Origin of the sequence: Cellulomonas wangleii (assembly GCF_018388445.1) — a bacterium.
GTDB classification, from domain to species: domain Bacteria; phylum Actinomycetota; class Actinomycetes; order Actinomycetales; family Cellulomonadaceae; genus Cellulomonas; species Cellulomonas wangleii.
This window is the reverse complement of record NZ_CP074405.1, coordinates 2,117,231-2,140,012: the sequence shown is the minus strand read 5'-3', so window position 1 is coordinate 2,140,012 and position 22,782 is coordinate 2,117,231. Positions and strand designations below refer to the sequence as shown.

General features: G+C 73.9%; 21 protein-coding genes. 16 read left to right on the top strand and 5 right to left on the bottom strand.

Going from position 1 to position 22,782, the window contains the following annotated elements; genetic code table 11:
* The first annotated feature begins 26 nt into the window (after positions 1–26).
* From whiA to KG103_RS09845, 6 genes are all read left to right on the top strand, one after another.
* Positions 27–1,007, top strand: a complete 981-nt coding sequence (gene whiA / locus KG103_RS09870; protein ID WP_089799190.1) for a DNA-binding protein WhiA — start codon at positions 27–29, stop codon at positions 1,005–1,007.
* Between the two features lie 297 nt (positions 1,008–1,304).
* Positions 1,305–2,309 carry a type I glyceraldehyde-3-phosphate dehydrogenase gene (gap, locus tag KG103_RS09865; protein WP_207342191.1) on the top strand — a complete coding sequence of 335 codons (1,005 nt, stop codon included), beginning with the start codon at positions 1,305–1,307 and terminating at the stop codon, positions 2,307–2,309.
* 168 nt (positions 2,310–2,477) lie between these two features.
* Positions 2,478–3,677, top strand: a complete 1,200-nt coding sequence (locus KG103_RS09860; protein ID WP_207342192.1) for a phosphoglycerate kinase — start codon at positions 2,478–2,480, stop codon at positions 3,675–3,677.
* 3 nt (positions 3,678–3,680) lie between these two features.
* Positions 3,681–4,475 carry a triose-phosphate isomerase gene (gene tpiA, locus KG103_RS09855; protein WP_207342193.1) on the top strand — a complete coding sequence of 265 codons (795 nt, stop codon included), beginning with the start codon at positions 3,681–3,683 and terminating at the stop codon, positions 4,473–4,475.
* A 267-nt stretch (positions 4,476–4,742) separates the two neighbouring features.
* Positions 4,743–4,988: a preprotein translocase subunit SecG gene (gene secG, locus KG103_RS09850; protein WP_089799182.1), complete on the top strand. Its 246-nt coding sequence runs from the start codon at positions 4,743–4,745 to the stop codon at positions 4,986–4,988.
* 12 nt (positions 4,989–5,000) lie between these two features.
* Positions 5,001–5,348 carry an RNA polymerase-binding protein RbpA gene (locus KG103_RS09845; protein ID WP_089799180.1) on the top strand — a complete coding sequence of 116 codons (348 nt, stop codon included), beginning with the start codon at positions 5,001–5,003 and terminating at the stop codon, positions 5,346–5,348.
* Between the two features lie 131 nt (positions 5,349–5,479).
* On the opposite strand, the gene pgl is transcribed toward KG103_RS09845, so the two are convergent.
* The 5 genes from pgl to tkt form a co-directional block, all read right to left on the bottom strand.
* Positions 5,480–6,967 carry a 6-phosphogluconolactonase gene (pgl, locus tag KG103_RS19125; protein ID WP_207342194.1) on the bottom strand — a complete coding sequence of 496 codons (1,488 nt, stop codon included), beginning with the start codon at positions 6,965–6,967 and terminating at the stop codon, positions 5,480–5,482.
* 60 nt (positions 6,968–7,027) lie between these two features.
* Complete coding sequence (opcA, locus tag KG103_RS09835; protein WP_207342195.1) at positions 7,028–7,945, bottom strand: glucose-6-phosphate dehydrogenase assembly protein OpcA; 918 nt, start codon at positions 7,943–7,945, stop codon at positions 7,028–7,030.
* Positions 7,942–9,483 (bottom strand): glucose-6-phosphate dehydrogenase, encoded by a 1,542-nt coding sequence (zwf, locus tag KG103_RS09830; RefSeq protein ID WP_207342196.1) that lies wholly within the window; start codon positions 9,481–9,483, stop codon positions 7,942–7,944. Before zwf ends, opcA begins: the two co-directional genes overlap by 4 nt.
* Positions 9,480–10,610 (bottom strand): transaldolase, encoded by a 1,131-nt coding sequence (gene tal, locus KG103_RS09825; protein WP_207342197.1) that lies wholly within the window; start codon positions 10,608–10,610, stop codon positions 9,480–9,482. The genes zwf and tal overlap by 4 nt, the downstream gene beginning before the upstream one ends.
* Positions 10,611–10,695: 85 nt before the next feature.
* Entirely contained in the window at positions 10,696–12,864 is a 2,169-nt protein-coding gene (gene tkt, locus KG103_RS09820; protein ID WP_207342198.1) for a transketolase, read from the bottom strand.
* A gap of 531 nt (positions 12,865–13,395) precedes the next feature.
* Here tkt and KG103_RS09815 point away from each other — a divergent pair.
* The 10 genes from KG103_RS09815 (at position 13,396) to der (ending at position 22,777) form a co-directional block, all read left to right on the top strand.
* Positions 13,396–14,274 carry a heme o synthase gene (locus KG103_RS09815; RefSeq protein WP_207800332.1) on the top strand — a complete coding sequence of 293 codons (879 nt, stop codon included), beginning with the start codon at positions 13,396–13,398 and terminating at the stop codon, positions 14,272–14,274.
* 10 nt (positions 14,275–14,284) lie between these two features.
* On the top strand, positions 14,285–15,217 hold the full coding sequence (locus KG103_RS09810) for a site-specific tyrosine recombinase XerD (RefSeq protein WP_207342200.1): 933 nt from the start codon (positions 14,285–14,287) through the stop codon (positions 15,215–15,217).
* A 106-nt stretch (positions 15,218–15,323) separates the two neighbouring features.
* Positions 15,324–16,187: a ParA family protein gene (locus KG103_RS09805; protein WP_207342201.1), complete on the top strand. Its 864-nt coding sequence runs from the start codon at positions 15,324–15,326 to the stop codon at positions 16,185–16,187.
* On the top strand, positions 16,171–17,109 hold the full coding sequence (locus tag KG103_RS09800) for a segregation and condensation protein A (protein WP_207342202.1): 939 nt from the start codon (positions 16,171–16,173) through the stop codon (positions 17,107–17,109). Before KG103_RS09805 ends, KG103_RS09800 begins: the two co-directional genes overlap by 17 nt.
* Complete coding sequence (gene scpB, locus KG103_RS09795) at positions 17,106–17,786, top strand: SMC-Scp complex subunit ScpB (protein ID WP_207342203.1); 681 nt, start codon at positions 17,106–17,108, stop codon at positions 17,784–17,786. Before KG103_RS09800 ends, scpB begins: the two co-directional genes overlap by 4 nt.
* A gap of 134 nt (positions 17,787–17,920) precedes the next feature.
* Positions 17,921–18,661, top strand: coding sequence for a pseudouridine synthase (locus KG103_RS09790; RefSeq protein WP_207342289.1), 741 nt, complete (start codon positions 17,921–17,923; stop codon positions 18,659–18,661).
* Positions 18,658–19,767 (top strand): prephenate dehydrogenase, encoded by a 1,110-nt coding sequence (locus KG103_RS09785; protein WP_207342204.1) that lies wholly within the window; start codon positions 18,658–18,660, stop codon positions 19,765–19,767. Before KG103_RS09790 ends, KG103_RS09785 begins: the two co-directional genes overlap by 4 nt.
* Complete coding sequence (cmk, locus tag KG103_RS09780) at positions 19,749–20,477, top strand: (d)CMP kinase (RefSeq protein WP_207342205.1); 729 nt, start codon at positions 19,749–19,751, stop codon at positions 20,475–20,477. The genes KG103_RS09785 and cmk overlap by 19 nt, the downstream gene beginning before the upstream one ends.
* Positions 20,474–21,160 (top strand): lysophospholipid acyltransferase family protein, encoded by a 687-nt coding sequence (locus KG103_RS09775; RefSeq protein ID WP_207342206.1) that lies wholly within the window; start codon positions 20,474–20,476, stop codon positions 21,158–21,160. The genes cmk and KG103_RS09775 overlap by 4 nt, the downstream gene beginning before the upstream one ends.
* Positions 21,161–21,238: 78 nt before the next feature.
* Complete coding sequence (gene der, locus KG103_RS09770) at positions 21,239–22,777, top strand: ribosome biogenesis GTPase Der (protein ID WP_207342207.1); 1,539 nt, start codon at positions 21,239–21,241, stop codon at positions 22,775–22,777.
* The last annotated feature ends 5 nt before the right edge of the window (positions 22,778–22,782 follow it).

Here is a 22,782-nt window from a genome sequence, read left to right as displayed (position 1 = left end):
CCGGGTGTCAGTGGCAGGATGACGCCATGGCGCTGACGGCACAGGTGAAGGACGAGCTCGCCCGGCTGAAGGTCGACAAGACCTCCTGCCGGAAGGCGGAGATCTCGGCCACCCTGCGGTTCGCCGGCGGCCTGCACATCATCTCGGGCCGCATCGTCATCGAGGCGGAGCTGGACACCGGGATCGCCGCCCGGCGGCTGCGCCAGGCCATCGCCGAGGTCTACGGCCACGAGAGCGACATCATCGTGGTGTCCGGTGGCGGCCTGCGCCGCGGCAGCCGGTACGTCGTGCGCGTCGTCAAGGACGGCGAGTCCCTGGCCCGTCAGACCGGGCTGCTGGACAACCGTGGCCGCCCGGTGCGCGGGCTGCCGCCGCAGGTGGTGTCGGCCGGTGTCGGCGAGGCCGAGGCGGCGTGGCGCGGTGCGTTCCTCGCCCACGGGTCGCTCACCGAGCCGGGACGCTCGTCGTCGCTCGAGGTGACGTGCCCGGGCCCGGAGGCCGCCCTGGCGCTCGTGGGCGCCGCCCGGCGGCTCGGGGTGGCGGCCAAGGCGCGCGACGTGCGCGGCGTGGACCGCGTCGTCATCCGCGACGGCGACGCCATCGGCGCGATGCTCACCCGGCTCGGGGCCCACGACACGATGCTCGTGTGGGAGGAGCGCCGCGTCCGCCGCGAGGTGCGGGGGACCGCCAACCGCCTGGCCAACTTCGACGACGCGAACCTGCGGCGCTCCGCACGGGCCGCCGTGGCGGCGGGCGCCCGCGTCGACCGGGCGTTCGAGATCCTCGGTGACGACCTGCCCGAGCACCTGCGCCAGGCGGGCGAGCTGCGGCTCGCGCACAAGGAGGCCTCGCTCGAGGAGCTCGGCAAGCTCGCCGACCCGCCGTTGACCAAGGACGCGGTCGCGGGCCGGATCCGGCGCCTGCTCGCCACCGCGGACCGGCGTGCCGCCGAGCTGGGGATCCCCGACACCGAGGCCGGGCTCAGCCCGGATCTGCTCGACCTCTGACCTGCCCGCGCCTCGTGCCCGCGCGGCGCCGCCGTCGCGCGCTGCACGTCTCCGGCCTGCGGCGACGCGGTCGGCGGATCGTCCAGCATGCGAACGGCGCGGGAGGGTGGACCTTCGTCTCGGGCGAGCCCCGCGCCTCGGGGTATAGGCTCGAGTCATCCGATCGCAACGAGGACGCAACGCGCTGGGCACGTCCCGGCAGTGGTGGTCAGTGGCGGTCGGGACGCACAGCGGCGTGCGTGACCCGAACACCAACTGTGTGCGCCGGCATGGATCGGCGCGTGCCGAGGAGGGCAAGTGACCATCAAGGTCGGCATCAACGGCTTCGGCCGCATCGGGCGCAACTTCTACCGCGCCATCGTCGCCTCGGGGGCGGACATCGAGATCGTCGGGGTCAACGACCTCACCGACAACCACACCCTGGCGCACCTGCTCAAGTACGACACGGTCCTGGGCCGCTTCCCGCTGAGCGTGGACTACGACGACGAGAACATCATCGTCGACGGCAAGAAGATCCGTGCGCTGGCCGAGCGCAACCCGGCCGACCTGCCCTGGGCCGAGCTGGGCGCGGAGATCGTCATCGAGTCGACCGGCTTCTTCACGGACGCCACCAAGGCGAAGGCGCACATCGACGCCGGCGCCAAGAAGGTCATCATCTCGGCCCCGGCCAAGAACGAGGACGCCACCTTCGTCGTCGGTGTGAACCACACCGACTACGACGCTGCGGCGCACCACATCATCTCGAACGCCTCGTGCACCACGAACTGCCTCGCCCCCGTGGCGAAGGCGCTCAACGACGCGATCGGCATCGAGCGCGGCCTCATGACGACGATCCACGCGTACACGGGCGACCAGAACCTGCAGGACGGCCCGCACCGCGACCTGCGTCGTGCCCGTGCCGCCGCGCAGAACATCGTCCCGACGACGACCGGTGCGGCCAAGGCCGTCGCGCTCGTCCTCCCGGAGCTCAAGGGCAAGCTCGACGGGTTCGCGCTGCGCGTCCCGACGATCACCGGCTCGGCCACGGACCTGACCTTCACCGCCTCGCGCGAGGTCACGGTCGAGGAGGTCAACGCCGCGGTCAAGGCGGCCGCCGAGGGTGAGATGAAGGGCACGCTGAAGTACACCGAGGACGAGATCGTCTCCTCGGACATCGTCACCGACCCGCACCAGAGCATCTTCGACGCGAAGCTCACCAAGGTGAGCGGCGACCTCGTCAAGATCGTCGCCTGGTACGACAACGAGTGGGGCTACTCCAGCAGCCTCGTGAAGCTCACGGAGTACGTGGGCGCGCGTCTCTGACGTCGCTCACGCTCTGAGGCAGTCCATGCGTCCGCGTGCGCCGAGGCCACCGGCCCGGCGCACGCGGACGCTGCTGTGTCCGGGGCCGTAGCGCCCCACACCGTGCCCCCGCCCCGGCGGGGGCGACCCAGGCCGCCGGCCACGCCGGCGGCAGGTAGGTAGGAGACCATGAAGACCATCGACGACCTCGGCGACCTGCGCGGCAAGCGCGTGCTCGTCCGCTCCGACTTCAACGTGCCGCTCGACGGCACGACCATCACCGACGACGGCCGCATCCGCGCCGCCCTGCCGACGCTGCAGGCGCTGCTCGCCAAGGGCGCGCGTGTCGTCGTCGTGGCGCACCTCGGCCGGCCCAAGGGCACGCCGGACGCCAAGTACTCGCTCGCCCCCGTCGCCGCCCGCCTCGGCGAGCTGCTGGGCCAGCCCGTCGCGCTGGCCGAGGACCTCGTCGGCGCCTCGGCGAAGGCCACCGTCGCGGCGCTCGAGGACGGCCAGATCGCGCTGCTCGAGAACGTCCGCTTCGACGCCCGCGAGACCTCGAAGGACGACGCCGAGCGCGGCGCCCTCGCCGACGAGCTCGCGTCGATGGTCGACGCCTTCGTGTCGGACGGCTTCGGCGTGGTGCACCGCAAGCAGGCGTCGGTGTACGACGTCGCGCAGCGCCTGCCGCACGCCGTGGGCCAGCTCGTCCTGAAGGAGGTCGAGTCGCTGCGCAAGGCCACGGACGACCCGGCGCGCCCCTACGTCGTCGTCCTCGGCGGCTCGAAGGTCTCCGACAAGCTCGGCGTCATCGAGAACCTGCTGAGCAAGGCGGACCGCCTGCTCATCGGCGGCGGCATGCTCTTCACGTTCCTCGCGGCGCAGGGCCACTCGGTGGGCAAGAGCCTGCTCGAGGAGGACCAGATCGACCGCGTCAAGGGCTACCTCGCCACGGCGAAGGAGAAGGGCGTCGAGATCGTCCTGCCCGTCGACGTCGTCGTCGCCCCGGAGTTCAAGGCCGACGCCCCGGCGACGGTCGTCGACGTCGACGCCATCCCGGCCGACCAGATGGGCCTGGACATCGGCCCGCGGACCGCCGAGCTGTTCGCGTCGAAGATCGTCGACGCGAAGACCGTGGTCTGGAACGGCCCGGCCGGCGTGTTCGAGTTCGAGGCGTTCGCAGCGGGCACGCGTGCGGTGGCGCAGGCGCTCGTGGACGCGGGCAAGGCCGGCGGCTTCACCATCGTCGGCGGCGGCGACTCGGCTGCTGCCGTGCGGACGCTCGGCTTCGACGAGGCCGACTTCGGCCACATCTCCACCGGCGGCGGCGCGTCGCTGGAGTTCCTCGAGGGCAAGACCCTCCCCGGTATCGCTGTCCTGGAGGGCTGACACGTGGCGAGCACCCGTACCCCGCTGATGGCGGGCAACTGGAAGATGAACCTGGACCACCACCAGGCGACGCACACCGTGCAGAAGCTGGCGTGGACGCTGAAGGACGCCAAGCACGACTACTCGGCCGTCGAGGTCGCCGTGCTGCCGCCGTTCACGGACCTGCGCAGCGTCCAGACGCTGGTCGACGCGGACAAGCTGGAGATCGCCTACGGCGCCCAGGACGTCTCGGCGCACGAGTCCGGCGCCTACACCGGTGAGATCTCGCCGCTGTTCCTGGCCAAGCTGGGCGTCACGTACGTCGCGGTCGGCCACTCGGAGCGCCGGGAGTACCACCACGAGGACGACGCGCTCGTCAACGCCAAGGTGAAGTCGGCGCTCGGTGCCGGGCTCGTCCCGATCCTGTGCGTCGGCGAGCCGCTCGAGGTCCGCGAGGCCGGCGAGCACGTCCCGCACACCCTCGCGCAGCTCGAGGGCGCCCTCGCCGGCCTGTCGGCCGAGCAGGTCGCCGGTCTCGTCGTCGCGTACGAGCCGGTGTGGGCCATCGGCACCGGCAAGACGGCCACCCCGGAGGACGCGCAGGAGCTGTGCGCGGCGATCCGGGTCAAGGTCTCCGAGCTGTACGACCAGGCCACGGCCGACGCGGTCCGCGTGCTGTACGGCGGGTCCGTGAAGTCCTCGAACGTCGCCGAGATCATGGCGAAGCCCGACGTCGACGGCGCGCTCGTCGGCGGTGCGAGCCTCGACCCGGAGGAGTTCGCGAAGATCGCGCGGTACCAGGCGCACACCGTCGCCTGACCCCGTCGGGACCGGGGCGCGCCGCGGCGCGCCCCGGTCCCGCACGTCCAGGGACGGGGTGGTGGTGGATCACACCGCCCTGCGTCGCCTACCCTGTACCGCGGTCACCGTGTCGGCGCATCCCGACGACCACGGTGCGCACCGGAGCCTCGCTCCACGCACCACCTGCTGTACGGCACCACCTGCTCCACGGCACCACCTGCACCGCCGCCGATCGGCAACGGCGCACTGCTGCACCGAACCGCCCGAGTGAGGAACCCCACCGACGTGACTGGTCTTCGTATCACCCTCCAGGTGCTGCTGGTTCTCACCAGCCTGCTGCTCGTCCCGCTGGTGCTGCTGCACAAGGGCAAGGGCGGCGGCCTGTCGGACATGTTCGGCGGCGGCATCACCGCCGGCGCCGGCTCGTCCGGCGTCGCGGAGCGCAACCTCAACCGGATCACGGTGACCGTCGCCCTGCTGTGGACGGTCATGATCGTCCTGCTCGGCCTGATCGAGAAGTTCTCGGAGTAGGGAGACCTGGCCATGGCGAGCGGGAGTGCGATCAGGGGGTCGCGCGTGGGGGCCGGCCCGATGGGCGAGGCCGAACGCGGGGACGCCGCACCGCGCGTGTGGATCTCGTACTGGTGCTCGAACGGTCACGAGACCCGTCCGAGCTTCGCGGAGGAGGCCGCCGAGGAGGCGCCCGCCACGTGGGACTGCCCGCGCTGCGGGTTCCCCGCCGGCCAGGACCCGGACGCGCCGCCGGCGCCGAGCAAGAACGAGCCGTACAAGACGCACCTGGCCTACGTGAAGGAGCGGCGCTCCGAGGAGGACGGCGCCGCCATCCTCGACGAGGCGCTGGCCGCGCTGCGCGCCCGCCGCGGGCGCTGACACCACCCGGCCCACGACGGCGCCGCATCCCTTCCGGGGTGCGGCGCCGTCGGCGTCCGCGTCGGACCGCCCGGCACGCCGGCCGGGCACCGCGAACGGCCGCTGGTCACACGGCGCGTCGGCGCCGCACGTCAGCGCACCAGGAGCAGCGCGAAGCCGTCGTACCCCTTCTCGCCCACGGTCTGGACCACGGTGCCCAGCAGTCGCCCGTCGCCCGTCGCGCGCTCGACGAAGGCCCGCACGCCCTGCACCCGGTCGTCCGGGTGGTCCGCCTCGACCACGGCCCCGCCGCGCACGACGTTGTCGACGACCACCACGGTCCCCGGCCGGGCGAGCGCGACGGCGCGGTCCAGGTAGTCGGCCAGCTGCTGCTTGTCGGCGTCGACGAAGACGAGGTCGAACGGCTCGGTGCCGTCCGCGACGAGCCGGTCCAGGCTGTCCGTCGCCGGTCCCACACGGACCTCGACCCGGTCCGTCAGCCCGGCGGCCGCGAGGGACGCGCGGGCCACGGTCGCGTGCGCGTCGCTCAGCTCGAGGGTGAGGACCGTGCCCGTGGCGCCCACCGCCTGCGCGAGCCACCAGGTGCTGTAGCCCCCGAGCGTCCCGATCTCCAGCACCCGCCGCGCGCCGGACGCGCGCGCGAGCAGCTCGAGCAGGCGCCCCTGGGCCGCGCTGACGGCGATGTCCGGCAGTCCGGCGTCGGCGGCGGCCGTGCGGACCGCCGCGGCGGCCGCCGGCTCGGCGACGAGGGGTGCGACGTAGGCGTCGACGGCCGCCCACGCGCCGTCGGCCCCGGATGCGGTGCGGGGGCGCAGGCCCTCGGCGGCTCCGGCCGCCGGGCCGCTCCCGTCCCGGGGGGCGCCCGGCAGCGAGCTCGCCGCCGCGACGTCGACGAGCCACAGGGTGCGCTCGGTGCCGTGGGCCGCGGCGGCGGGGGTCGTGCCCACGTCGTCACCGGCCAGCGCACGGGCCACCGCAGGCGCCTTCTCGGTGCCTGCCGCCACCACCCACACCTCGCGGGCCGACTGCAGCAGGGGGAACGTCAGCGAGACGCGGTCGGGCGGCGGCTTGGGGGAGTCGTGCTCCGCGACGACCAGCAGGTGCGTCTCGTACAGCGCGGAGCGCCCCGGGAACAGGGACGCGACGTGGCCGTCGGGTCCCATGCCGAGGAGCAGCACGTCGAAGCGGGGCGCGAGCCCGTCGCCGGTGGCGTGCGCCCGCAGCTCGGCCGCGTAGCGACGTGCCGCGGTCGCGCCGTCCGGCACGTCGTCCGAGAGCGCGGGCACGGGGTGCACGTTGCCCGGCGGCAGGGCGTCGCCCAGCGCGTCGATCAGTGCCTCGCGGGCCTGGGTCTCGTTGCGGTCCGGGTCACCGGCGGGCAGGAAGCGCTCGTCGCCCCACCACAGGTGCACGCCCGACCAGTCGACGGCGTCCCGCACCGGGGAGACCGCGACGGCGCGCAGGGCGGCGACGCCGACGGTGCCGCCGGTCAGGACGACGTGCAGCGGTGAGCGGTGGGACTGCAGGTCGACGAGCCGCGTCAGCAGGCGCGCGGCGGTCGCCGCGGCGAGCACGTCGGCGTCCGGGTGGACGAGGACCTCGGGCGGGGCGGAGCTCATGGGTGTGTCCTCCGTGCCCGGACGCCGGGCGGTGTCGGGGCGCGGGGGCACCGCGCCGGGTCAGCCGTCGATGCGGGCGAGGCCCTTCTGCAGCACCTCGCCGTACACCTCGTCGGCGTCGAGCCGGCGCAGCTCCTCGACCAGGCACTCACGCAGCTGGCGGATCGGCAGCGCGATGCGGTGCTCGGGCTGGTCCGGCTGCCGCAGCGAGGCGGTCTTGCCGTCGGGGCGGTCCAGCACGATGTCGCCCGACGTCCGTTCGAGGCGGACCTGGGTGATCGCGGGGGCACCCGGCACGCGCTCGATCTCCACGGGGCAGCGCAGCGCCTGCGCGAGCCACGCCGCGATGAGGTCGACCGAGGGGTGCGTGCTCTCCCCGGTGACGACCGCGCGGTGCACCGGCTCGTACGGCGGCTGGTCCAGCGTCGCCGCGATGAGCCCGCGCCACAGCGTGGCACGCGTCCACGCGAGGTCCGTGTCCCCGTCGGTGTAGACCTGCGCGAGGTCGCGCAGCGCACGGCTGGGCCGGCGGCACGTCGTGGTGTCGGTGATGCGGCGCTGCGCCATCCGCCCCAGGGGGTGCTCGGCGGGGTTGGCGGGGACGTCGTAGGGCCACCACACGACGATCGGTGCGTCGGGCAGGAGCAGGGGCATGACCAGCGTGTCGATGTGCCGGACGACACCGCCCGAGACCCGCAGGACGATGACCTCGCTGGCGCCGGCGTCGCCACCGAGGCGGATCTGGGCGTCGAGGTTGGACTCGCGGTCGCTTGTGCGCTCGGTGATGACGATGATGCGGCAGGGGTGCTCGCGGCTGGCCGCGTTGGCCGCTGCGATGGCGTCCTCGGGGTCGTGCGCGTCGGCGTCGATGATGAGGGTGAGGACACGGCCGAGCGCGACCGCACCCCCCTCCTCGCGCTCCTGGATCAGCCGCCGGTTGATGGCCCGGGTGCTGGTGTCGGGCATGTCGATGATCACGGCAGCCTCCAGGCGCGCCCGTCACGGGCCATCATCTCGTCGGCCGAGGCGGGACCCCACGTGCCCGCCCGGTACTCGTCCGGCCTGCCGCGGGACGCCCAGTAGTCGATGACCGGGTCGAGGATCTTCCACGACAGCTCGACCTCCTCGTGCTGCGGGAAGAGCGGCGGGTCGCCGAGCAGCACGTCGAGGATGAGGCGCTCGTACGCCTCGGGGGAGGACTCGGTGAAGGCGTGGCCGTAGCCGAAGTCCATGGTGACGTCGCGGACCTCCATCGCGGTACCCGGCACCTTGGCGCCGAACCGCAGCGTGACGCCCTCGTCGGGCTGCACGCGGATGACCAGGGCGTTCTTGCCGAGCTCGGAGGCGGCGGTCGCCTCGAACGGCAGGTGCGGGGCCCGCTTGAACACGACGGCGATCTCGGTGACACGCCGGCCGAGCCGCTTGCCCGTCCGCAGGTAGAACGGCACCCCGGCCCACCGGCGTGTGTCGATGTCCACGCGGATCGCGGCGTACGTCTCGGTCGTCGAGTCGGGGTTGAAACCCTCCTCCTGCGCGTAGCCCACGACCTTCTCGCCGCCCTGCCAGCCGGCCGTGTACTGCCCGCGTGCGGTGTGCTTGCCCAGGTCGCGCGGCAGCCGCAGCGCCGAGAGCACCTTGGTCTTCTCGGCCCGTAGCGACGCCGCGTCGAAGGAGACCGGCTCCTCCATCGCGGTCAGCGCGAGCAGCTGCAGCAGGTGGTTCTGGATGACGTCGCGGGCGGCGCCGATGCCGTCGTAGTACCCCGCGCGGCCGCCGATGCCGATGTCCTCGGCCATCGTGATCTGCACGTGGTCGACGTAGTTGCCGTTCCAGATCGGCTCGAACAGCTGGTTGGCGAACCGCAGCGCCAGCAGGTTCTGGACCGTCTCCTTGCCCAGGTAGTGGTCGATCCGGAAGATGTCGTCCGGGTGGAACACCTGGGACACGATGTCGTTGAGCTCCCGGGCCGACTCGAGGTCGTGGCCGAACGGCTTCTCGATGACGACGCGCCGCCAGGTGCCCTCCTTCGGCTGCGAGAGTCCCGAGCGGGCGAGCTGCTGGCACACGACGGGGAACGAGCTCGGCGGCACCGAGAGGTAGAACGCGTGGTTGCCGCCCGTGCCGCGCGTCACGTCGAGCTCCTCGACCGTCTTGCTCAGCCGGTCGAAGGCGTCGTCGTCGTCGAACGTCCCCTGGACGAACCGGATGCCCTCGGACAGCTGGCGCCAGGTGGCCTCGCGGAACGGGGTGCGCGCGTACTCCTTGACCGAGTCGCGGACGACCTGCTCGAAGTCCTGCGTCTCCCAGTCCCGGCGCGCGAACCCCGTCAGGGCGAACCCGGGCGGCAGCAGGCCGCGGTTGGTGAGGTCGTAGACCGCGGGCATGAGCTTCTTGCGGGCCAGGTCACCGGTGACACCGAAGATGACCAGGCCGCTGGGCCCGGCGATGCGCGGAAGTCGCCTGTCCCGCGCGTCACGCAGCGGGTTCTGGTCGGGTCCGACCTTCGCGGGGCTCACCGGGCGGCACCGGCGTCGTCGGCGGCGCCCTGGAGGCCGGCCTCGACGGTGGTGAGCAGCTCGGCCCACGAGGCCTCGAACTTCTGCAGCCCCTCGGACTCGAGCTGCTCGGTGACGTCGTCGACGGAGATGCCCAGCGCCTCGATCCGGTCGAGGAGCGCGGCGGACTCGTCCTGCGTACCGGTGACGGTGTCGCCCAGGACCTGTCCGTGGTCGGCGACGGCCTCGAGCGTCTTCTCCGGCATCGTGTTGACCGACCCGGCCACGACGAGCTCGTCGACGTACTTGGTGTCGGGGTAGGCGGGGTCCTTCACGCCCGTGGACGCCCACAGCGGCCGCTGCGGCTTGGCACCGGCCGCGGCCAGCGCCTGCCACCGGTCGCCGGTGACGACGTCCTGGTACACGCCCCACGCGAGCCGCGCGTTGGCGACGGCGGCCCTGCCGCGCAGCGCCGCGGCTTCCTCGGTGCCGATCTCGTCCAGCCGCGGGTCGATCGCGGCGTCCACGCGCGAGACGAAGAACGAGGCGACGGACGCGATGGGCGCGAGGTCGAGGCCGGCCGCGTGCGCCTGCTCCAGACCGTCGACGAACGCGTCGAGCACCGCGCGGTAGCGCTGCAGGGAGAAGATCAGCGTGACGTTGACGCTGATGCCCTGCGCGAGCGCGGCCGTGATGGCCGGCAGGCCCTCGACGGTGGCCGGGATCTTGACGAAGAGGTTGGGCCGCTCGATCTCCGACCAGAGCGTCTGGGCCGTGGCCGTGGTCGCGGCAGTGTCGCGCGCCAGGCGCGGGTCGACCTCGATGGAGACCCGGCCGTCGACGCCGTCCGTGGCGTCGTACACCGGGCGCAGGACGTCGCAGGCGTCGCGCACGTCGTCCGTCGTGACCCGCAGCACGGCCTCCTCGACGGCCGCGCCGTCGACCGCGAGCGAGCGCAGCTGCGCGTCGTACGCGTCACCGTGCGCCAGCGCCGCGGCGAAGATCGACGGGTTCGTCGTCACGCCCACGACGCCGCGGGCGACGAGGTCCGCGAGCCCGCCGGACGCGATGCGCTGACGCGACAGGTCGTCGAGCCAGACGGCGACGCCCGCCTCACGCAGTGCCTGCAGGGGGGTGGTGCTGGTCATGGTCGTTCCCCTTCGTCCCACGAGGTGCATCTGCGTCCTGCGGGCGGCGGGGCCGGGCTGGAGCCGGCCCCGCCGCTGTCGACCGTCAGGCCGGCAGGTCGCCGGTCCCGGACTGCGCGGACGCGTCCGGACGGTCGGACGGGGCGTGCGCCCCACGGGCTGCCGCGATCGACTCGTGCGCCGCGGCCACGACGGCCTCGGCGGTGATCCCGAACTCCCGGTACAGCGTCTGGTAGTCCGCGGACGCCCCGTAGTGCTCGAGGGAGACCGCGCGACCCGCGTCGCCGAGGATCTTGTGCCACGACAGCGAGATGCCGGCCTCGACCGACACCCGTGCGCGCACCGTGGACGGCAGCACCGACTCGCGGTACTCGTCGTCCTGCTCGGCGAACCACTCGAGGCAGGGCGCCGACACCACGCGGGTGGCCACGCCGGCGGCCTCGAGGGTCTCGCGCGCCTCGACGGCGAGCTGCACCTCGGAGCCCGTGGCGAGCAGCACCACGTCGGGCGTGCCGGTCGACGCCTCGAGCAGGACGTACGCGCCCTTGGCGACGCCGTCGGTCGTCGCGAAGCCGTCCTCGCCGCGCGGGAACGTGGGCACGTTCTGGCGGGTCAGGACGAGCGCCACGGGACCGTCGGTGCGCTCGAGCGACGCCCGCCACGCGGCCGCCGTCTCGTTGGCGTCGGCCGGGCGCACGACCGCCAGGCCGGGGATCGCACGGACCGCGGCGAGGTGCTCGACCGGCTGGTGCGTCGGGCCGTCCTCGCCCAGGCCGATCGAGTCGTGGGTCCACACGTACGTGACGTTCACGCCCATGAGCGCGGCCAGGCGCACGGCGCCGCGCATGTAGTCGGAGAACGTGAAGAAGGTGCCGCCGTAGGGCCGCGTGAGGCCGTGCAGGCGGATCCCGGACAGGATCGAGCCCATGGCGTGCTCGCGGATGCCGAAGTGCAGCGTGCGGCCGTACTGGTCACCGGCGAACTCGTGCGACGAGCGGTGCGCCGGCAGGAACGACGACTCACCCTTCATCGTCGTGTTGTTCGACCCGGCGAGGTCGGCCGAGCCGCCCCACAGCTCGGGCAGCACGGGCGCGAGCGCGGACAGCACCTCACCGGACGCGGCACGCGTGGCGACGGCCTTGCCGGCGGGGAACGTCGGCAGCGCCTCGGTCCAGCCCTCGGGCAGAGCGTCCGCGCGCAGGCGGTCGAGGAGCGCCTTGCGCTCGGGGTTGGCCGCGGCCCAGGCGTCGAACGACTGCTGCCACGCGGCGCGGGCCGTCGCGGCACGGTCGGCCAGGCTGCGCGTGTGCGCGATGACCTCCGGGGCGACCTCGAAGGACTTCTCGGGGTCGAAGCCGAGCACCTCCTTCAGGCCACGGATCGCCTCGGTGCCCAGCTTCGAGCCGTGCGAGGAGTGGTCGTCCGTCTTGCCGGGGGTCGGCCACGCGATGAGGGTGCGCAGACCGATGAACGACGGCTTGTCGGTGACGGCCTTGGCCGCCTCGATGGCCGCGTTCAGCGCGTCCACGTCCTCGCGGTACTCGCCGCCGACGGTCCAGTCGACGTACTGCACGTGCCAGCCGTAGGACTCGTAGCGCTTGAGCACGTCCTCGGTGAACGCGATCTGCGTGTCGCCCTCGATGGAGATGTGGTTGTCGTCCCACAGCACGACGAGGTTGCCGAGCTCCTGGGTGCCGGCCAGCGAGGACGCCTCGCTGGTCACGCCCTCCTGCAGGTCGCCGTCGGAGGCGATGACGTACACGTGGTGGTCGAACGGGCTGGTGCCCGGCGCCGCCTCGGGGTCGAGCAGGCCGCGCTCACGGCGGGCCGCCATCGCGAACCCGACGGCCGAGGCGAGGCCCTGGCCGAGGGGGCCAGTGGTGATCTCGACGCCGGCGGTGTGGCGGTACTCGGGGTGGCCCGGGGTCTTCGAGCCCCACGTGCGCAGGGCCTCGAGGTCCTCGAGCTCCAGGCCGAAGCCACCCAGGTAGAGCTGGATGTACTGCGTCAGGCTGGAGTGGCCCGCGGAGAGGATGAACCGGTCACGGCCCAGCCAGTGCGGGTCCGTCGGGTCGTGGCGCATCACGTTCTGGTACAGCAGGTAGGCGGCCGGGGCCAGGCTGATCGCCGTGCCGGGGTGCCCGTTGCCGACCTTCTCGACCGCGTCCGCCGCGAGCACGCGGACGGTGTCGACCGCCCGCACGTCGAGATCGGACCAGCCGACCGTGGTGGCCAGGGGAGCCTTCGCGTTCACCGAACCTCATTCCCGTCCCGCACGCGCGGGGCGTCGTTCCGAGCGTCTCCGGACGTCTGCCGCATCGCGGTTCGTCCGGCTGGGGCCCCGCCGCGTCGTCGGGCGGGGAGGTCTGCTGACGGGGAGCCTATAGCGGACCCGCCTCCTGCCGCGCACTGGGTCCAGGAACGCGGCAAACGATTGCCACACCCGACCGACGCCGTGCGTCGGCCCGTCGCGGACCTCGTGCGACCGATCTCACGTCCTCCGGCGGCGCCGCGACCGGGTCGAACGTCCCGTGCGGGTGGCGGGGTGCGTACCATGGCCGACGGGACCTCGGTCCCGTCCGCCCACGCCCCGACGGGTGTCGGCACCCCCGATCCGACTCCCGAACGGAAACCGAAGCGCGTGCGCCTGTCCACCCCCGCGTCCCTCGACGCGAGCAGCCCCGGTGCCACGGTCGGCACGGTCGGCACGGTGGAGGGCGAGCCGCAGGGAGCGGGCGACGCCCCCGCCCTCGCGCCGGCCCCGGGCGGTCGGTGGTCCACGGCGCTGGGCACCGTCGCCGCGTACGTCGCGCTCACCAAGCCCCGCGTCATCGAGCTGCTGCTCATCACGACCATCCCCACGATGTTCCTCGCCGCGCGCGGCATGCCGCCGCTCGGCCTCGTCGTCGCCACGCTGGTCGGGGGAGCGGGTGCCGCGGGTGCGGCCAACACGCTCAACCAGTACCTCGACCGCGACATCGACGAGGTCATGAACCGCACCCGGCGCCGGCCGATCGTCACCGGGCGGATCACGCCGCGTGCGGCCCTGGTGTTCGGGCTGGTGCTGGGCGCCCTGTCGCTGGCGTGGCTCTGGTTCGTGGTGAACCCGCCGTCCGCCCTGTGGACCGCGTCGGCGATCCTCATCTACGTCGTCGGCTACACGATGATCCTCAAGCGGCGCACCCCGCAGAACATCGTGTGGGGCGGTGCGGCGGGCTGCATGCCGGTCGTCATCGGCTGGTCGGCCGTGACCGGCGGGGTGTCGTGGGAGGCGGTGCTGCTGTTCGGCGTCGTGTTCTTCTGGACGCCGCCGCACTACTGGCCGCTGTCGATGAAGTTCCGGCGCGACTACGCCGCCGCGGGCGTCCCGATGCTGCCGGTCGTCGCCGCCGACACCAAGGTCGCGCGCCAGATGATCGCGTACACGCTGGCGATGATCGCGTGCTCGTTGCTGCTGGTGCCCGTGGGTGGCATGACCTGGGTGTACGCCGTCGTCGCCGCGGCGCTCGGCGCCTGGTTCCTGTGGCTGTGCATCGGGCTGCTGCGCCGTGCACGCGACCCGCAGCACCCGCCGCTGCGCGCCATGACGGTGTTCCACGGGTCCATCACCTACCTGACCCTGCTGTCCGTCGCGGTCGCGGTGGACGTCTTCCTGCCGCTGTGACGTCGCGGACGTGGCCGACCGCCTGACCGCCGCGCTCGAGGGGTACCTCGCCCACCTCACGGTCGAGCGCGGGCTCGCCACCCACACGCTGGCGGCGTACCGCCGCGACCTGACGCGCTACGTCGAGCACCTGCGGGCGTGCGGACGCACCGATCCCGCCCAGGTCACCGAGCGCGACGCCGAGGACTACGTGCTGGTGATGCGCACGGGCTCCGACGGGCGCGCCGTCCTGTCACCGGCGTCGGCGGCGCGCAGCGTCGTCGCCATGCGCGGCTGGCACCGGTTCCTCGCGCTCGACGGACTGGCCCCCACCGACGCCGCGGCGGACGTGCGCCCGCCGCAGCAGCCCCGGCGGCTGCCCAAGGCCATCTCGGTGCAGGACGTGGGTCGACTCCTGGACGCCGCGGGCGTCGGTGACGGACCCGTCCCGCTGCGCGACCGCGCGCTGCTGGAGCTGGTGTACTCCACGGGCGCCCGGATCTCCGAGGCGGTCGGGCTCGACGTCGACGACCTGGACCTCACGCCGGACCGGGCCGCCGTGCGGCTGCTCGGCAAGGGCGGCAAGGAGCGCGTCGTGCCCGTCGGCTCGTACGCGGCGCGTGCCGTCGAGGCGTACCTGGTGCGCGGGCGGCCGGCCCTGGCGCAGGCGGGGCGCGGCACGCCGGCGATCTTCCTCAACACCCGCGGTGCCCGCCTCAGCCGGCAGTCCGCCTGGGCCGTCCTGCGCACAGCGGCGGAGAGGGCCGGCCTGGACGCAGCGCACCTGTCGCCGCACACGCTGCGGCACTCGTTCGCGACGCACCTGCTGGCCGGCGGCGCGGACGTGCGCGTGGTCCAGGAGCTGCTGGGGCACGCCTCGGTGACGACGACGCAGATCTACACGATGGTGACGCCCGACACCATGCGTGAGGTGTACGCGGCGAGCCACCCGCGAGCCCGGTGATGCGGATCGTGCGGCGCCCGGTCTGTCGCACCGGGTGCGGGCGCCGGGCTCGGGTAGGTTGTGCGCGAGGTGGGCCCGCACGGGCGACGGGGAGCAGATGGTGAGCATGAGCCAGGAGACGACCGAGCAGCAGCTCGACGCGGTGGGACGGCCGCTACCGGTGTTCCCCGTGCCCGCGCCGCTGGCGTCGCACGGTCCGGCGCGCGTCATCGCGATGTGCAACCAGAAGGGTGGCGTCGGCAAGACGACGACCACCATCAACCTGGCCGCGGCGCTGGCCGAGTACGGCCGCCGGGTCCTCATCGTCGACTTCGACCCGCAGGGTGCCGCCTCGGTCGGCCTGGGCATCAGCCCGCACGAGCTCGACCGCACGGTCTACAACCTGCTCATGGAGCGCGACGCCGACCTCCAGGACGTGCTGCGCCACACGGCGGTGCCCGGCCTCGACCTGCTGCCCGCCAACATCGACCTGTCGGCCGCGGAGGTCCAGCTCGTCGGCGAGGTGGCGCGCGAGTCCGTCCTGTCGCGGGTGCTGCGCCCCGTCCTCGACGACTACGACGTCGTGTTCATCGACTGCCAGCCGTCCCTGGGCCTGCTCACCGTGAACGCGCTCACGGCGGCGCACGGCGTGCTCATCCCGCTGGAGTGCGAGTTCTTCGCGCTGCGCGGCGTCGCGCTGCTCATCGAGACCATCGAGAAGGTGCGCGACCGCCTCAACCCGCGCCTCGAGGTCGACGGCATCCTGGCGACCATGTACGACTCGCGCACCCTGCACGCGCGGGAGGTCGTCGCGCGGGTCAACGAGGCGTTCGGGGACACCCTGCTGCACACGGTCATCGGCCGGACGGTGAAGTTCCCCGACGCGACCGTGGCCGCGGAGCCGATCACGCAGTACGCCCCGACGCACCCGGGTGCCGAGGCCTACCGCCGGCTCGCGCGCGAGCTCGTGGCGCGTGGCGACGCCGCCTGACGGCGCGCCCGGCACGCTGGACACCCCGCGCCCGTCCGACGGCGCGCCGGGGCAGGGGGCGCCGTCGGGGTCGTCCGGGTTCGAGGTCCACCTCGACGTCTTCAGCGGCCCGTTCGACCTGCTGCTCGGACTGATCGCCAAGCACCGCCTGGACATCACCGAGATCGCGCTCGCGCAGGTCACCGACGAGTTCATCGCGTACATCCGTGCCGCCGAGCGTGCCGCCGCCGCGGGCGGCAAGGACTGGGACCTGTCGCAGGCCAGCGAGTTCCTGCTCGTGGCCGCCACGCTCCTCGACCTCAAGGCGGCGCGACTGCTGCCCTCCGCGCAGGTCGAGGACGCCGAGGACCTGGAGCTGCTGGAGGCGCGCGACCTGCTGTTCGCCCGGCTGCTGCAGTACCGCGCGTACAAGGTCGTCGCCCGCGACCTGGGCGTGCGCCTCGAGGAGGGGGCGCGTCGGTTCCCGCGCGACGTGCAGCTCGAGCCGCACCTGGCCGCGCTGCTGCCCGAGCTCGTCTGGCAGCTGGGTCCGGACCGGCTCGCCGAGCTCGCCGCGCGTGCGCTGGCGCCCAAGCCGCCGCCGCCCGGGGTGGACGTCAGCCACCTGCACGCCCCGCTCGTCAGCGTGCGGGAGCAGGCCGCCCTGCTCGTCGACCGCCTGCGCCGCGACGGCGCGTCGAGCTTCCGGTCGCTGACGGCGGACGCCGACGAGCCCGTGGTGGTCGTCGTGCGGTTCCTGGCGCTGCTGGAGCTGTTCCGCGAGGGGGCCGTCGCGTTCGACCAGGTGGTGCCGCTCGGTGAGCTCACCGTGCGGTGGACCGGCAGCGAGGACGGTGACGTCGCCGTGTCCGACGACTTCGACCACGACGACCCGGGGGCGCCGGCCACGGACGCCCCGGGGCACGAGGAGGCCGGCGCATGAGCGCGCAGGACGCACAGGACACCGCCCCGCAGGCACCGGGCACCGCCCCGGACGCGGCGGACGCCGCACCCGACGAGCTCGCGTTCGACGTCGCGTCGCTGCCCGGCGGGGCGCTCGCGGCGCTCGAGGCCGTCCTCATGGTCGCCGACGAGCCGGTCCCCGCGGTGCGCCTGGCCACCGCGCTGGCGCTGCCCACCGCGCACGTCGAGGAGCTGCTGGCCACGCTCGCCGCCGAGTACCGCGGCGAGGGCGGCGGCCGGCCGCGCGGCTTCGAGCTGCGGCGTGCCGGCGACGGCTGGCGGATCTACTCCGCCGGTCCGTACGCGGACGTCGTGGGGCGCTTCGTGGTCGACGGGCAGACCCAGCGACTCACCCAGGCGGCGCTCGAGACCCTCGCGGTCGTGGCCTACCGCCAGCCCGTCAGCCGCGGGCAGGTCTCCGCCGTCCGCGGCGTCAACGTGGACGGCGTGATGCGGACCCTGTCGACGCGCGGTCTGGTGGCGGAGGTCGGGCAGGACGCCGCCACCGGCGCGGTGCTCTACGGGACCACGGGATACTTCTTGGAGCGGATGGGCCTGTCGAGCCTCGACGAGCTGCCCCCGCTGGCGCCGTACCTGCCGGACATCGAGTCCCTGGACGGCGTGGACACGACCGACGGACGAGAGGACGGACGATGAGCGGCACGGGAGCGCGTGGCCACCGGGGTGGCGGGCGCGCGGGAGGTACGGGACGCACGGGCGGCGGGACTCCGGGACGCGGGCCGCGTCGCACGGGCCGGCCGACGCGGCGGCCCGCCCAGGTCGCGGAGCCGATCGACGTGCACGACCCCGACGGCGTGCGGCTGCAGAAGGTGCTGGCCTCGGCCGGCCTCGGCTCGCGCCGGGCGTGCGAGCAGCTGATCGCAGCCGGTCGGGTGAGCGTCGACGGGCAGATCGTCACGGAGCTCGGCGTGCGGGTGGACCCGCTGACCGCCGTGCTGCACGTGGACGGCATGCGGGTGCAGCTGGACTCCTCGGTCGTCACGATCGCGCTGAACAAGCCGGTGGGCGTGGTCTCGACGATGCACGACCCCGAGGGGCGGCCGTCGCTGGCGCAGTACGTCGCCAACCGCGAGGAGCGCCTGTTCCACGTCGGACGCCTCGACGCGGACTCCGAGGGCCTGCTGCTGCTGACGAACGACGGCGAGCTGGCCAACCGGCTGGCCCACCCGTCGCACGGGGTGCCCAAGACGTACCTCGTCGAGGTGCAGGGCCGGGTCCGCGAGTCGCTGGGCAAGCAGCTCAAGGCCGGCGTCGAGCTGGAGGACGGCACCGTCACGGTCGACGAGTTCAAGATCGTGCAGGTCGCCAGCCACGCCAGCCTCGTCGAGATCGTCCTGCACGAGGGCCGCAACCGCGTCGTGCGCCGCCTGTTCGACGAGGTCGGCCACCCCGTCGACCGGCTCGTGCGCACCCGCATCGGCCCGATCCGGCTCGGTGACCTGCGCCCGGGTCGCACCCGCGTGCTCTCGAAGACGGAGGTCGGCTCGCTCATGACGGCGGTGGGCATGTGAGCGTCGCGACCGTCGGCCCGGTGCGCGTGGTCGGCACCGGGCTGCTCGGTGCGTCCGTGGGGCTGGCCCTGGCGCAGCACGGCGTCGACGTCCAGCTCGAGGACCCGTCGCGCACCGCCCTGGCGCTGGCGCGTGACGTGGGTGCCGGCACCCCGGCCGACGCGTCGTCGCCGGCCCCTGCGCTGGTCGTGGTCGCCGCACCTCCCGACGTGACCGCCGATGTCGTGGCGGCGTCGCTCGCGGCGCACCCGCAGGCCGTGGTCACCGACGTCGCCAGCGTCAAGGGGTACGTCCTGGCCGAGCTGCGCGCCGCCGGCGCCGACCTGACGCGGTACGTCGGGTCGCACCCGATGGCGGGGCGCGAGCGGTCCGGCCCGTCCGCCGCCGTGCCCGGGCTCTTCGTCGGCCGCCCCTGGGTCATCACGGACTCGGGGGAGTCCGGCGAGGACGCCGTGCTCGCCGTGCGGCACCTCGCCGTCGACGTCGGGGCCGTCCCGGTCGTGATGGACACGGACGAGCACGACGCCGCCGTGGCCGTCGTCTCGCACGTCCCGCAGCTCGCCTCCTCGCTCGTGGCGGCACGCCTGCGCGCCGCCGACGACGACGCCCTCGCGCTCGCGGGCCAGGGGCTGCGCGACGTGACGCGCCTCGCGGCGTCCGACCCGGCGCTGTGGACGTCGATCCTGGCCGCGAACGCCGCGGCGGTCCGGGACGTGCTGGTGGCGCTGCGGGAGGACCTCGACGTGGTCCTCGGTGCTCTCGACCTCGCCGCGGCGGCCACGGGGCCCGAGGACGTCGAGCTCGGCGCGCTGGCGACGATCGCCCGCGCGATCGCCGACGGGGGTGCGGGGGCCGCCCGGATCCCCGGCAAGCACGGCGGTGCGCACAAGCGGTACACCGTGGTCACCGTGCTGGTGCCGGACCGGCCGGGCGAGCTGGCCCGGCTGCTCGGCGACGTCGGCGCCGCCGGCGTGAACCTGGAGGACCTGCAGCTCGAGCACGCGGCAGGGCGACCGGTCGGCATGGCGTCGATCTCGGTGCTGCCCGGGCGTGCCGAGCACCTGGAGACCGAGCTGACCGCTCGGGGATGGAGGCTGGTGAGTTGAGCACCGTCGTGGCGGTGGACGGACCGTCCGGGTCGGGCAAGTCGAGCGTGTCGCGCGAGGTCGCGCGGCGGCTGGGGCTGGCCTACCTCGACACCGGGGCGATGTACCGGGCGGCGACCTGGTGGTGCCTGGACCAGGGCGTGCCACTGGGCGACGGACCCGCCGTCGCGGCGGCCGTGCGGGACCTGCCGCTGGTCATGGGCATGGACCCGGCGGCGCCGACGGTGACCGTGGGCGGCCGTGACGTCGGCGCGGCCATCCGCAGCACCGAGATCTCGTCGCAGGTCAGCGCGGTGGCGACCAATCTCGACGCGCGCGCCGAGCTGGGACGACGACAGCGTGAGCTCATCGAGGCCGAGCGGAGCGGCGGCTGGTCCGGCGGGCGCGGCGTGGTGGCCGAGGGTCGGGACATCACGACGGTCGTGGCCCCCGACGCCGACGTGCGGGTGCTGCTCACCGCCGACGAGGCCGCGAGGCTCGCGCGCCGGGCACGTGAGGTGCACGGGAGCGACGACGCCGCCGCGATCGCCGCGACCCGCGACCAGGTGGTGCGCCGCGACGCCGACGACTCCACGGTCGTGGAGTTCCAGGTGGCGGCGGACGGCGTGGTGACGGTCGACTCCTCGGAGCTGGACCTCGAGCAGACGGTCGTGGCCGTGCTCGGCGTGGTCGGGCGGGCAGGCGACCCCCAGGCACGAGCGCCCCGGTGAGCGCCGCGGGCGCGCGCCACGTGCCGTCGCCGGCCGGCCCCGCGTGGGGGCAGTGGGTGGGGCGGTTCCTGGCCCGGGTCGTGTGGGACACGCACGTCACGGGCGCCGAGCGCGTGCCCCGCAGCGGACCGGTGGTGCTGGCCGCGAACCACATCACCCTGCTGGACGGCCCGCTGCTCGTCGGAGCGGCACCACGGCCGCTGCACGTGCTGGTGAAGACGGAGCTCTTCCGCGGGCCGCTCGGGCTCGTGCTGCGAGCGGCGGGGCAGATCCCCGTCGACCGCGCCAACGGGCGTCCCGCGCTGCAGTCCGCTCTCGGTGTGCTGCGCCGCGGCGGTGCCGTCGGCATCTTCCCCGAGGGGACCCGCGGGCGCGGCACGGTCGAGCAGGTGCGTGCGGGGGCCGCGTGGCTGGCGGTCAACGGCGGCGCGCCCGTGGTGCCCGTCGCGATCCTGGGTACCCGGAGCACGGGGGAGTCCGCGCACGGGCTGCCGGAGCTGCGCCGCGACCTCGTCGTGGAGTTCGGCGACCCGATCGACGTCGGCGCAGACGGGCTGTCACGCAGGGAGGCCATCGACCACGCCGCGGCGTCGCTGCGCAGCGCGCTGAGCGAGCTGCTCGTGACCGCGCAGGCCCGGACCGGGGTCGAGCTGCCGGCGGACGACCCACGCTCGACGGCCTGACACGGCGGGGGCGCGCCGTGGTGCACGTCGCGACGTGACATGGCCGGACGAGTCGCCGCGGCAGGGGACAATGGACGCATGGACCAGCCCGACCCCACGACGACGCGCACCCCGGACGACGACCGCGGCGACCTCCTCGAGCCCACCGCGCCGCCGACCGACGACGCCGCGGCCGACGGCGACGACGAGGTGGCCCGCGAACGTGCGCTGCGTGCCGGCCTCGCCGAGTACGACCTGGCCGACGAGGACCTGGCCCTCCTGGAGGGCGAGGGACTCGAGGGTGACGCCCTCGAGATCGAGACGACGCTGCCGGTGCTGGCCGTCGTCGGGCGCCCGAACGTCGGCAAGTCGACCCTCGTCAACCGGATCCTCGGGCGCCGCGAGGCCGTCGTCGAGGACAACCCCGGTGTGACGCGTGACCGCGTGAGCTACCCGGCGGAGTGGTCCGGTCGCCGGTTCACGCTCGTGGACACCGGCGGCTGGGAGGTCGACGTCGCGGGGATGGACAAGCGGGTGGCGCAGCAGGCCGAGGTCGCCGTCGACCTCGCCGACGCCGTGCTGTTCGTCGTCGACGCGACGGTGGGCTCCACGGACACCGACGAGCAGGTCGTGCGCCTGCTGCGACGCTCCGGCAAGCCGGTCGTGCTGGTGGCGAACAAGGTCGACGGTCCGGCCGTCGAGGCGGACGCCGCCACGCTGTGGTCGCTCGGCCTCGGGCAGCCCCACCCGATCTCCGCGCTGCACGGCCGCGGCACCGGCGACCTGCTGGACGCGGCCATGAAGGCGCTGCCCACGGTCTCCGCGCACGCCGTGCCGCTGCCGGACGGACCGCGGCGCGTCGCGCTGGTCGGACGGCCCAACGTCGGCAAGTCCTCGCTGCTCAACAAGGTGGTCGGGTCCGAGCGTGTCGTGGTCGACCCGACCGCCGGGACCACCCGTGACCCGGTCGACGAGCTCGTCGCGCTGGGTGGCAAGCCGTGGGTGTTCGTCGACACCGCCGGCATCCGCCGCCGCGTGCACCAGACGTCGGGCGCGGACTTCTACGCCTCGCTGCGCACCCAGGCCGCGATCGAGAAGGCCGAGGTCGCGGTCGTCCTCGTCGACGCGTCGGAGTCGATGACCGAGCAGGACATCCGCATCGTCCAGCAGGTCATCGACGCCGGGCGGGCGCTCGTCATCGCGTACAACAAGTGGGACCTCATGGACGAGGACCGCCGCCCGTACCTGGAGCGCGAGATCGAGCAGCAGCTCGTGCAGGTGCAGTGGGCGCCGCGCGTCAACGTGTCCGCCAAGACCGGCTGGCACACCGACCGCCTGGTGCCGGCCCTGGAGCGGTCGCTGGAGTCGTGGGACACGCGGATCTCGACCGGGCGCCTCAACGCGTTCCTCGGCGAGCTGGTCTCGGCGCACCCGCACCCGCTGCGCGGCGGCAAGCAGCCGCGCATCCTGTTCGCCACGCAGGCCTCGACGCGCCCGCCGCGGTTCGTCATCTTCGCCAGCGGGTTCCTCGAGCCGACGTACCGCCGGTTCATCGAGCGCCGCCTGCGCGAGACGTTCGGGTTCGAGGGCACGCCCATCTCGATCTCGGTGCGCGTGCGCGAGAAGCGCAAGCGGTGACGCTG